The following is an 11,442-nucleotide window of genomic DNA, read 5'->3' as shown; positions in this document are numbered from 1 at the left end:
AAATTTATTAATTATATTCAGTATATTGATCTTATCGAGTACATGTAGTGATCCAAATCACTACATTGTGACTTTGTAAAAATCAACATAAAGCACAAAAAGAGCTACTGATCAAAATCAGTAGCTCTTTCTAATTTATTTTATTGGCTATCCCATTCATTTACATGATTAAACATTCCTATATTCAGTGGCTGTCCCACTTTCACTTTTTTCGATACAGCTTGTAGACGTTTCTCCGAATATACCCCAAGGGAAGGAACATCTTCATGTAGAATTTCTTGCACTTGATGGTAAATGATTTTGCGCTTGGCAGGGTCTGCTTCTGCACGACCGTCTTTTAATAATTGATCTAACTTCGGATTTCTATACCCAACAATATTATTGGCATTATCGGATTCAAACATATTAAAATAACGGCTTGGGTCTACGTAATAATCGCGTGTAAAGATAGTTATATCATAATCTTTGCTGTCTGTTTTCTGCATCAATGTTGGAAAATCGAACTTTTGAATATCTACTTTGATGCCTACAGCTTCCAAATTCTGCTCCAAAATATCGGCTGCTTGCTCACGTACTTTATTACCAACAGGCACAAGAAAACGAATCGTCTGATTAGCATCCCATCCTGCTTCTTGTAACAAGGCTTGTGCTTTGGCAGGGTCATAGGTGTATTTAGGAATATCGGTAGCCGCATATTGATTACTACTTGGAATCGAACCATCGATTAATTCTGCTTGTCCTTTAAGCAACTGTGTAACAATTTGTTGCCGATTCAGCGCATAGGCTATCGCTTGACGAACTTTAGGATTCTGAATTGTCCCGGTATTGAAAAAGATTTCTACCGGCTCTGTCGTCTGACTGGACGTTAGATTGATATCCGGTAAGCTTTTGACTTTATCATATTCAGTGATTGGAATCAGTCCTACAGGTAGCGAGTTCATCTGAATCTCACCTGTCTGCAACTGAGCAACCAAATTAGTAGCAGGTAATACTTTTACAAAAATCTGATCTAGCTTAGGAACTGAACGATAATATTGATCGTTTTTGACCACTTGGAAATATTGATCTTTGAGGAATTTGGCAAATTTGAAAGGACCTATAGTTACTTCTGGCTTTTGAAAATATTCATTCGTAGCTAGCTGATCAGGCGCTACATCTTTGAGAATATGTTCAGGTAAAAAGTAAATTTTGGAAGCAAAACTTTCATTAAAGATATCAGGATCAATCGGTGCTTTGGTTTTAATTTTGAAGGTATGATCATCGACAATCGTTAAGCCTGTGATCTTGTTCTGACCTTCTTTTAATTTACCCGTATCATCTAAGCCTTCGATAAAAAAGAGACGTAGTGTCGTTTCGACTTGCGGATTAAGCGCTGTTAATAAGGTGAACTCTACATCTTTGGTCGTAAAAGGTTGTCCATCGCTCCATTTTGCATCTTTATTCAAATGAACGGTATAATTTTGATGATCTGTTGTATCGATTGAATCTGCTAATTTGGGGGTGAATTTTAATTGATCATCTACGTCTAATAAAGAATCATTGATCAAATGCTGAATTGTCGTTGAAGCTGAATCCCCCTGATCGTTGATCTGGTTAAGCGTTACAGGTGAATTGACGATACCAATAGTGACTGTTTTACCGCCCTCTGAAGCGGCTGTAGCTCCTTGGGTAGAAGCGATTTGGGTGCTGTTATTTGTTGCTCCACATGCAGATAGCACCAATAGTACAGCAACGATCATTGTAGCTAATGTAGCGCGGTATCTCATTTTCATAACCCATCCTCCTTGTTAGACTGTATATTATTTAGGATCAAAAGCATCGCGTAATCCATCACCAACAAAGTTAATCGCCAATACAGTAATCAATAACATAATGCCTGCGGGCAACCATAACCACGGTTGATCAGTCAGCAAGCTGAATGACTGTGCATCGGTTAACATATTGCCCCAACTAGGAATCGGCGGCTGAATTCCCATGCCTAGAAAGCTAAGTCCTGCCTCACTCAAAATAGCTCCAGCTACACCAAATGTGGCATTTACAATAATAGGTCCCAATGTATTGGGTAAAATTTGCCGGAACAAAATACGTGTTTTGCCCATCCCCATTACGATACTTGCTTGTATATAATCCAGATGCCGAATAGTCATTACACTGCCTCTAACCAATCTTGCAACAGTAGGCCATGAGAACAAGGAGAGTACTAATACAATGGTTCCTAATCCTGAACCGAGTACACTTACAACGACCAGAATAATAATTAGATATGGAAAAGACATGACGACATCTGTTACCCGCATCACAATCATATCGATCCAACCCCCAAAATAACCTGCGACTAAGCCTATCACTGTTCCAATCGTCACATAGATTGCCACAGCTCCAAATCCAACAATCATTGATATGCGAGTAGCATAAATTAAGCGGCTGAGCACATCTCTACCAACCTGATCTGTGCCTAACCAGTGGTTAGCTGAAGGGGGAGCAGAGAATTGATCCATGACTAGACTGGGATTATAAGGAGCTATCCACGGAGCGATGATACTAATGATGATTAACAGCAACGTAACCAGTAGACCTAACAACGCTAATTTGTGTTGAGCAAATCGATACCAAATCTGTACACTATACCTTTCATTTCCCGGTTGCATCGACTCTTTCCAATAGGCTTTGAAGCGCTCTCCTTCTGCCTTTAGCCCTTTTTGCCAGAGAAACAATAGTTCTCCTCCTTCCTATACCTGTGTTCTATCTTGCCCATGTTATATGTTCTCTATACGTTATTCATACTGCACACGAGGATCGACCCAACGATATAACAAATCAGTAAATAGATTCACGATCAATACAATCAATGCAGCGACCAAATTCAAGCCCATAATGACAGGATAGTCGCGTGATAAAACTGACTGGATCGTTAACTGTCCAATCCCCGGCCACTGAAAAACTTGCTCTACAATTACACTGCCTCCCAATAACAATGGAACTTCCATACCAAAAACCGTAATGATCGGGATCAGTGCATTACGAAGCGCATGACGATAGATCACAATATAACCGGATAACCCTTTTGCTCGTGCAGTCTGCAAATAATCTTGTTTGAGCACATCTAACATACTGGCACGAACATATCGTACTTTTTTGCCTATAATCGCTACGGATAACACAGTTACAGGCAGAATCATATGTATGACTCTTTGTGTCAAATCTCCTCCTTCTAATGGTTCAATCCCTCCTGTAGGTAGCCATTGTAACTTCAAAGCAAACCAATAAATAAGCGCTAATCCTAAAAAAAATTGCGGTAATGATGTGCCTACAAAAGCCAAACCTGTAATGATGTAATCCCAACGACTATTGCGCTTCACGGCGCTAAAAATGCCGATTGGAATTGAAATCATAATACTCACAATCAAAGAAACAAAAGTAAGTAACAATGTAGGGCCAATACGCTCGCTAATCAATTGAGATACAGGTGCAAATGAACTATACGAATATCCCATATTGCCTTGCAGAAGGCTCACCAGCCATATCCAATATTGAATATAAAAAGGTTGATCTAATCCTAATCGCTCTTTTTTCGCATCAATCATCGCCTGACTGGTATTCGGATCAAGTAACAACTCTGCTGGATTACCTGGTGCAAGATTGATAATAATAAAATTCAAAATTGTAATGCCCAGCAGTACAGGAATCGCAATACCGAGTCTACGAATCACGTAATACAGCATGTCTCCCTTCCTTTCTATTAGGGCTCTATTCAGGACGTATAATGACTATTATTTTTTAATACCAATAAATCTGATTAGTTAAGTCAGAATTAAGTTGTTGCCAAATCATACCTTGTTAACTATGATCTATCAACTGTTTTACTTATAGATATTTTCAATCGGAATATAGAAGAGTTCGAACAGTAGTTCATTTGCCTAACATATCATCTTTTTATCAAATTGGTCATTAGAATAGGTTGGTTTGGAGAGGAAATCGTCTATTTGGAGCTAGAGATGGGCTTATAGTTCCATGGGCAAAAAAGAGTGGCTATGACAAAATACAAATTAACTTAGCAAATGAATCATATAAGCAATGGAGGGTTATCATGACAAAAACATTCAAATACAGGCTTGAACAACAAACAGCTTATAAACATAGCGGTGGTACAATGCGCGAAGTCTCGGTGACCGAATTTCCTGTATCTACAGCAATGACAGGTGTATCGTTGCGACTAGCGCCAGGAACATTACGGGAATTACACTGGCACACCAATGCTTCGGAATGGGGATATGTAGTCAGCGGAAGTTGTCGCACAACAGTTTTGCATCCTGATGGCACAACGTACATAGATAATTTTAACAGTGGAGATGTATGGTATTTTCCCAAAGGGTATGGGCATTCGATTCAAGGGATTGGAACAGACGAATGTCATATTATACAGATTATGAACAATGGTACGTTTACCGAAAAACATACCTTTAGTATTACAGACTTTATTGCGCAGACTCCTATCGAGTTGGTTGCTCAAAATTTGGGCATTTCGATTGCAGAAGCACAGCAATTACCGACACAAGAGTCTTATTTTGCCTCTGGACCTGTACCGGATGATTCGACTCTGGATGCTACAGCACGTAGTACAACAGGGCTTACCAGTACGCATCGCTATCCACTTATGGCTCAAGATCCTAAGCGTGTTCCCGGTGGAGGTACAGAACGGGTAGCTTCGGCACGTCTATTCCCTATTTCTACAAATATGACAGGCGCTATTATCGAGATTCAACCGGGCGCTTTACGAGAAATGCACTGGCATCCCAATACCGATGAATGGCAATATTATATAAGTGGCACAGCACGAATGGCTGTTTTTCTAGGAAAAGGAGAACTGACCGAAGATCAATTTGAAGCAGGCGATGTAGGTTATGTACCTGAAGGTGCAGGGCACTATATTTACAATAATGGAACAGAAGTCTGCCGAATCTTAGTCGGATTCAACAATGGACAACACGAGACGATAGATCTGACCAAATGGATCTCTAGTACACCGGATGATGTGCTAGCAACGAATCTGGAAATCAATCGTGAACAAGTAAGCCAATTGCCGCAACGCCACTGGTTTATCGCTCCTGCTCCTTTACAGTAATCGATCATTATCACTTTCTACCTCTACAACTGACACTGTTTTACTATATAGATCCTTACATGTGGATATTTATGCGGTGTATAGAAATAAGCTGATCGATACCATGTATTGAGACTTACTTATGGATATCTACTGAAAATGAATATCTAGCTAATGATCAATTTCATTTGTTCAAAAGCGACTGCACGTATACTATTTTGATAAAAAAGATCATGTGAATACACCCTAACCTACATGAAGAGATCCAATAATGGTATCTAGCGTAGAGTGTATAACATGATCTTTTTTTATATTACAAGATAGGGTTGTTCATCATATCTTTGGTGATCTAATCTTGTTTTACTGAAGCAAGACTACAGTAGCTTATATTCTTCGAGCAGAAAATCACAGGTATGCTCATCGACTACTTGAATATTGTTTTGCCGAAAAAGAGCTGCGGTTAGACCGGAACCAATGATTTTATTACCGCTAAATGTACCGTCATAGACCATCTGACTTCCACACGAAGGGCTATTGGCTTTTAGCACTGCAACAGTAATTTTTGCTTGTTGCGCTTGTTCCAATGCTCTTTTTGCGCCTGCTTGAAACGATTGGGTTACATCTTCGCCTGAAATCGTGATCACTTTTGCGTTACCTAACCAGACATCTTCGGCTGTTCCCCCTACAATCTCTGCTGGTTCGCGTGGTGTAGTCAGACCACCTAACACTTCAGGGCAAAAAGCTACTGCTTTGCCTTGCTGAATCAGTTGATCTAACGGTTGTACGAGGTTGCTTCTTCCATCATATCTACAGGCAACACCTGTCAGACACGCGCTAATACCAATCATGCTTCACTCCTCCTTTTTACCTACTTTTTTCCGAATCGGTCAAATCTCTTCAAAAGGATCAATATTCGGATTGGTTGCATCGATCATATCAGTCGGCGATTCTGTAAACGATTCTTCCAATTGCTGATCAAGTTGCTGTTCATCTGCGATACTTTGAATATCTTCCGAACTTATACTGATATATACATATCCATCAGACTGCTGTTTTTTTAACGCTTTTTCTTTGAAAAATCGAGGGCTGCCCTCGCCTCCATCTTCATCATAAACTAACAAAATACCATCTGTTTTGCGAAATAACAAATCATCCCGAGCAGTAAATTGCCAGATTCCTTGATAGGGCTGCTTGCTCACCAGACCATAATAGTCGACCCCTTTACAAATCTCTTCATAATAGGTCTTTTTATCTTCACTCCACTTTTCTTCTGGATTGGCAAATGCTGAAATAATCGATAATCGTAATTGAGGATATTGTTCTTTGAGTGCAATCACCACTTCACATGCCCACAAATCTACACCATACTGCCCCGGTGTAATCACCCATTCCAATCCTTCTTCGATCAGTGGAATTAATTTGCTACGCAATGCTTGCTGAATAAAAGGAATACCTTCATGCTTTTGTCCAAAAATATTCAGCTCATGCGCACGATAACCGGTTACCAGTAAATTCTTCATGCCTTGCTGTCCTCCGCTTCTGTTCATGCTCTTCTTCCATCATAACATGAAGCGAAATAAAGCAAAAACCGATCCCTTTTAAATAGAAGAATCAGTAGTTTGTAGCGATCACTAGAAGCATTAACTGGCTGTAGTAACAATACGATTCGTATCACACTATTTCCAATGATGCGGATAACTACCTTACATATAAAACAGATATACAAAATAGATACAAAAAATAAACCTACTCAGTATCGACTGAATAGGTTTACTTCAAGAGATAAGATTGTTTTGGTTATACAGCTTTGGTAATTGCATCGGGTAGCACTGGTATAAATCTGTGCTTAGGTTCCCATTTTCTTACGTTGGTTATTTACTTTTTTGGTCATCTGGCTTTTCATCTTTTTACCGCCGCCGTCAAATCCATTATTAGAACCTTTACCTGGTTGGTTGGCTTGCTTTTTCATCGCCAACAAACGTTTTGCTGCTTCAGCCTGGCTGACTTTTTGTGCTTGCTTGGATTCTTCTGTTACTTCGTTATGTTCTTGTTCTGTACTCATTGTGTTCACCTCAGTCTCATCATAGCATAAGGGATGGTTCAACTCCACGAATACTTTATCTTTTGATGCTGTTGAACTCTTCATTTATTGCCAGATCCGTTGCATACGAATCAACTGATATTCATCATCAAATACCAATTGATACACATCAGGATTAGACAAAGCTTGCCAGTGTTCAAATTGGATCTGCTCATCATAATGTTTAAGCAATAGGGAGATCAAATTACCATGCGAGACCACTGCAATCTGCTTTGCATCAATACGTATCGCTTTATCAAGTACAGCTATCCCTCGATCCATCGCTTGCCGGCTCGATTCCCCACCGGTATAACGCAGATCCAGATCATCAAATGTTAATCTAAGCTTTTCTAACCAATCGGGTAGATTTTCTTGAGACAATACTCGTTCTTGCAGATCAATATCTGTATGAATTGATAATGATCTTCTACTAGCAAGCGGTTCGATCGTGCGATAAGCTCGTTCATAAGGGCTAGATACAATATAATCGATCGAAAAATCATTTAAAAAATCAGCTATATACATCGACTGTTCTTGTCCGAGCGTAGTTAACTGTGCATCAGGTGCTTGCCCTTCTGCCTGACAATGACGAATAAGAAAAATAGACTTCATTGATCACAACTCCCTGATTTTGCTTAATCTTTGCTCTATACCAGTTGTAAATATATATGCATCAAAATCAAGCTGTATATTAGTCGATAGCAATCCCCAAACGTTTCACTAGATCACTCAAATCTTGACCTTTAAGAGCACCTTCAACCAGTGCAGGGAGTAGTGCTGGTGTACAAGCAAAGCTCGGCGTACCATCACGGGTAAATTTTTGTGCTAATTGCTTATCATAAAAAGGTTTCCCTTCATCTGATAAAGCTAATAGACATAATGTTTTGACCCCTGCTTCTTTCAGTTCACGCATACGGCGAATCAAACGTGCCTGACTACCACCTTCATATAGATCAGAGATCAAAATAAACAATGTCTTTTTGGGCTCTTCGATAAATTGTTCACAATAAGCAACAGACTTATCAATATTGGTTCCTCCACCTAGCTGTATCCCGAACAACATATCTACCGGATCATTGTTGCATTGTTCAGTGAGATCAACAACACTGGTGTCAAAAGCGACTACTCTTGTATCCAGAGCAGGCATACTAGCAAAAATAGAAGCGGTTACTGAAGCCCAAATAATCGAATCTGCCATAGATCCACTCTGATCAATATCAATAATCACTTTCCATTCGTGACTACGACGTGCTCGATCAAAATAATAAAACTTTTCAGGAATAATCTGACGACGCTCCTGATTATAATGCTTGAGGTTACGTTGAATTGTTCGCTTCCAATCGATTCCGCTTAATGAAGGCAAAGGAGAATGTTGCCTACGATTTAGCGCTCCTGTTACTGCACGGCGCATATCTTGTTCCAATCGTTTGACCAAATCATCCACTACCGATTGAATAAGTAAACGTGCCGTTTCTTTGGTTTTCTCTGGAATTTTGCCTTTGAGTGCCATAAGAGTGCCGACAAGCGTAATATCAGGTTTGACCTGTGCTAACACTTCCGGTTCAAATAATAGCTGCTTCCACCCTTTACGTTCCATCGCATCATTTTGAATAATAGATACAACATCTTCTGGAAAAAAAGTACGTACATCTCCCAGCCAGCGTGTTAATGTCGGTGAAGAGGGGCCTTTACCTGCTCCTTTTCCACCATTTCGGTTGTTACCTGACTGCGCTTCCTGACCTGAAGTATCATCATAAATGGCTGCTAATGCTTGATCCATAATCAGCTCTTCTTCTGTTAGTGTTATTCCTTCGATTCCGCTAGAAGTCTGACGTTCTAACTGTTGCTCTGCTTCAGCTCCTAGAATCAATCGCCAACGGGACAATCTTTTCTGTTCATCATGAGTAGGAGTCATCGTCAAAAGTCCTCGAACTCAAAATCATTCAGGTCATCGATCATTTTGGCTTCTTCCTCCTTCAATTCTTCGGTCAGAATTTCAGCAGCTTGTTCGGCATTCACGCCCCATAATTCTCCTAATAACTCAGCAATCATATTTTTTTCTGACGGCGAAAAAGTACTGAAAGCACGTCTTAAAAAGACCAGTGCACGTATAAAATCATCATCTTCTAACGATTCGATATATTGATGTAACTGTTCCCATAAGCTGGCACGCGATAATAACATATAACGATTACGACTGGATAATCCTTCAAACCAACCTGCTCCCAGATCAGCAGGGACACCAGGAGATAGTCGGCGTGAGACTTCAGCAGCTAATTGGGTAGCAGATACCTGATTACGCTCAATTAACAGAGAACAAGCAAATCCAGATAGTTTAGCATTTAGATCGTCTCGTTCCATCACTTCTGTCAGTTGTTGTAACCACAGCTCATAATCCAATTGCTCAATATGATCAAGTCCAATCGTATGCAATTCACTGATTGACTTCATCATTTCATGCGCTACATCATCATTACATTGACAACTACTCACCAGAAATAAAGAAGCACGCGTAAATAACTGTTCTAGCAATGGAATCAAAGGTGTTGTATCTATACGACGGATATCACCATACTGAATAATTTTGGATAAGCTTCTTGCCGCCAACGTAATCTGTATCACATCTTGATTATCGACAGCTAATCGTTGTAAGGTCTGACGACCATTTTCTAACTGCGAGACCATTCCACTCTCACAAGCAATTAAGATCAGGTCAGAGGCTTCGGCAATCGTAGAACAACGATCTAACTTTTGCTGTAAAACATAAGCCGCCGCAATTTCGACCGTTTCTCCAAGTAAAGTCGATTCTACTACTTGAATTTCTACTTCAGGCGACCATTGTATTACCCATCGTTCTGCCCATGTAGCTTGATCTTGCCCGGTCTGTTGCTGATGTACAAACTGAATATTTAACAAACGCAAACGGTGAAATAAAAAGGAACGATGTAGATCTAGAAAAGCCGCTTCTTTGGATTGAACACGTCGATTTTCACGCAAATCAAGCATCAAATCTTGAGCAATTGTTGTTTTGTATTTTGTTAACTTTAATTGATGTAACAAGCGATTAAGATCATCTTGAATCGGAGTCTGACTGACCCCTTCAGCTAATTGTCCGATCGTTGTTCCTACATTGATCTGTGCTAACGACTCGGCAATGACTGTTAGATCACCATGTCCGAGTAATGTCTGCGCTGCATCTTGCAGATCACGTAAGACTGGAATATGACCACCATGCAGAGCAGATAGAGATTGCGCCATCCGTACGGCTTCAATAACTTCCGCAGTCGAACGATGAGTACCTGACTGACGCAATAAGCGAGCCACAGAAGATAAATACAGATGAGGTAATTCTTCCAATGCTCCTCGGTTCATCTGTTGCCACATCATTTCATAATAATGAGGGGCATGGTTGCCAGCGCCATATCCAGACATGGACGACAACTTATAATAAGAATACGGCATTAACGTTAGCTTGGTTGAAGAGACCGGAAGACTCTGTAATTCTTGATCTGTCATCGTATCCGATAGATCACTTAATGCAGCTGCATGATACGCACCACAGACCACCATAATCTCGTGTGGTTGATATCCACTTTCTAGCGCTTGCTTGATCTGTCTGCGCATATACGCTTCACGAATAGCATTATAAGCATATTCATTGGTAAAAGAGTCTTTTTCTTCTGCTTCTGTTAATTGACGCATCTGCTCTGAAAACTGTAATATCGTTTGCCGATACGCATGTTCATTGAGATTATGTTCATAATTCCGTTCCCAATACATATCATAATCATCTTCACCAGCTAATTGAGCGATCCGATCATACAGCGATTCATGTACCGACTCTGGCAACACTTCTGCTTGAGGAACCGTCTGCTCTGGATCTGGTACAGGTGGAGATTCTATCTGTTGCTGTCGTTCAAGTCGACGTACATCTTGCAGAGCGATCATAACTGACGAAGGCAAATCAATAAATAGCGATTGTGCTTTGTGATCTGCTGCCCATTTCATCGCTTGATATTCAGGAGAATAGGAAGCTAACGGCCATAGTGCTGTTCGTACAGGCAATTCTTCTGTAAAAGCAAGAATTGCGATCGGTGGCTTTGTTTTGCGCTGTGTAATATGTTGAATCTCTGATGTAGCATCAGAAGGCCCTTCAATCAAAACGATTTTGGGCTTGATCCGATTCAGATCGTCCATTAGATGCTTGGAGCCGCCCGGGGAAAGGTGACGCACTCCGAAAATATGCACACCGATACCAAGC

General features: G+C 40.3%; 10 protein-coding genes. 1 reads left to right on the top strand and 9 read right to left on the bottom strand.

Annotated elements, in window-relative coordinates; translation table 11 throughout:
* Positions 1–140: 140 nt before the first annotated feature.
* The 3 genes from QE450_RS01080 to QE450_RS01070 form a co-directional block, all read right to left on the bottom strand.
* The gene (locus tag QE450_RS01080; RefSeq protein WP_307296048.1) at positions 141–1,772 is read right to left on the bottom strand and encodes an ABC transporter substrate-binding protein; all 1,632 of its coding nucleotides are present in this window, start codon (positions 1,770–1,772) and stop codon (positions 141–143) included.
* A gap of 27 nt (positions 1,773–1,799) precedes the next feature.
* Positions 1,800–2,648 (bottom strand): oligopeptide ABC transporter permease, encoded by an 849-nt coding sequence (gene opp4C / locus QE450_RS01075; RefSeq protein ID WP_301261967.1) that lies wholly within the window; start codon positions 2,646–2,648, stop codon positions 1,800–1,802.
* Between the two features lie 126 nt (positions 2,649–2,774).
* On the bottom strand, positions 2,775–3,722 hold the full coding sequence (locus tag QE450_RS01070) for an ABC transporter permease (protein ID WP_273615010.1): 948 nt from the start codon (positions 3,720–3,722) through the stop codon (positions 2,775–2,777).
* A gap of 365 nt (positions 3,723–4,087) precedes the next feature.
* On the opposite strand from QE450_RS01070, the gene QE450_RS01065 reads away from it, so the two are divergent.
* Positions 4,088–5,122: a cupin domain-containing protein gene (locus QE450_RS01065; protein ID WP_307296043.1), complete on the top strand. Its 1,035-nt coding sequence runs from the start codon at positions 4,088–4,090 to the stop codon at positions 5,120–5,122.
* A gap of 353 nt (positions 5,123–5,475) precedes the next feature.
* Here the strand turns inward: QE450_RS01065 and QE450_RS01060 are convergent, their stop codons facing one another.
* The 6 genes from QE450_RS01060 to QE450_RS01035 all read right to left on the bottom strand — a co-directional run bounded on the left by QE450_RS01060 (position 5,476) and on the right by QE450_RS01035 (position 11,378).
* Positions 5,476–5,949 carry a 2-thiouracil desulfurase family protein gene (locus QE450_RS01060; RefSeq protein ID WP_307296040.1) on the bottom strand — a complete coding sequence of 158 codons (474 nt, stop codon included), beginning with the start codon at positions 5,947–5,949 and terminating at the stop codon, positions 5,476–5,478.
* A gap of 39 nt (positions 5,950–5,988) precedes the next feature.
* Complete coding sequence (locus QE450_RS01055) at positions 5,989–6,621, bottom strand: SLOG family protein (RefSeq protein WP_273616235.1); 633 nt, start codon at positions 6,619–6,621, stop codon at positions 5,989–5,991.
* 326 nt (positions 6,622–6,947) lie between these two features.
* Positions 6,948–7,163 carry a hypothetical protein gene (locus QE450_RS01050; RefSeq protein ID WP_273615007.1) on the bottom strand — a complete coding sequence of 72 codons (216 nt, stop codon included), beginning with the start codon at positions 7,161–7,163 and terminating at the stop codon, positions 6,948–6,950.
* Between the two features lie 84 nt (positions 7,164–7,247).
* Positions 7,248–7,793, bottom strand: a complete 546-nt coding sequence (locus tag QE450_RS01045) for a histidine phosphatase family protein (RefSeq protein WP_307296037.1) — start codon at positions 7,791–7,793, stop codon at positions 7,248–7,250.
* A gap of 79 nt (positions 7,794–7,872) precedes the next feature.
* A complete protein-coding gene (locus QE450_RS01040; protein WP_307296035.1) occupies positions 7,873–9,096 on the bottom strand; it encodes a VWA domain-containing protein in 1,224 nt (407 codons plus the stop codon).
* Positions 9,097–9,098: 2 nt separating this feature from the next.
* Entirely contained in the window at positions 9,099–11,378 is a 2,280-nt protein-coding gene (locus QE450_RS01035; RefSeq protein ID WP_307302542.1) for a DUF5682 family protein, read from the bottom strand.
* Positions 11,379–11,442: the final 64 nt, after the last annotated feature.

Origin of the sequence: Paenibacillus sp. SORGH_AS_0306 (assembly GCF_030819345.1) — a bacterium.
Lineage (GTDB): Bacteria > Bacillota > Bacilli > Paenibacillales > Paenibacillaceae > Saccharibacillus > Saccharibacillus kyungheensis.
The sequence above is the reverse complement of the archived record's forward strand: the minus strand, read 5'-3'. Positions and strand labels throughout refer to the sequence as shown.

Bases quoted from the DNA above. Each gene is read 5' to 3' on its own strand.
- QE450_RS01060 (WP_307296040.1), bottom strand. From the start codon at position 5,949: ATGATTGGTATTAGCGCGTGTCTGACAGGTGTTGCCTGTAGATATGAT.
- QE450_RS01055 (WP_273616235.1), bottom strand. From the start codon at position 6,621: ATGAAGAATTTACTGGTAACCGGTTATCGTGCGCATGAGCTGAATATT.
- QE450_RS01065 (WP_307296043.1), top strand. From the start codon at position 4,088: ATGACAAAAACATTCAAATACAGGCTTGAACAACAAACAGCTTATAAA.
- QE450_RS01035 (WP_307302542.1), bottom strand. From the start codon at position 11,378: ATGGACGATCTGAATCGGATCAAGCCCAAAATCGTTTTGATTGAAGGG.
- QE450_RS01050 (WP_273615007.1), bottom strand. From the start codon at position 7,163: ATGAGTACAGAACAAGAACATAACGAAGTAACAGAAGAATCCAAGCAA.
- QE450_RS01080 (WP_307296048.1), bottom strand. From the start codon at position 1,772: ATGAAAATGAGATACCGCGCTACATTAGCTACAATGATCGTTGCTGTA.
- QE450_RS01045 (WP_307296037.1), bottom strand. From the start codon at position 7,793: ATGAAGTCTATTTTTCTTATTCGTCATTGTCAGGCAGAAGGGCAAGCA.
- QE450_RS01040 (WP_307296035.1), bottom strand. From the start codon at position 9,096: ATGACTCCTACTCATGATGAACAGAAAAGATTGTCCCGTTGGCGATTG.
- QE450_RS01070 (WP_273615010.1), bottom strand. From the start codon at position 3,722: ATGCTGTATTACGTGATTCGTAGACTCGGTATTGCGATTCCTGTACTG.
- opp4C (WP_301261967.1), bottom strand. From the start codon at position 2,648: ATGCAACCGGGAAATGAAAGGTATAGTGTACAGATTTGGTATCGATTT.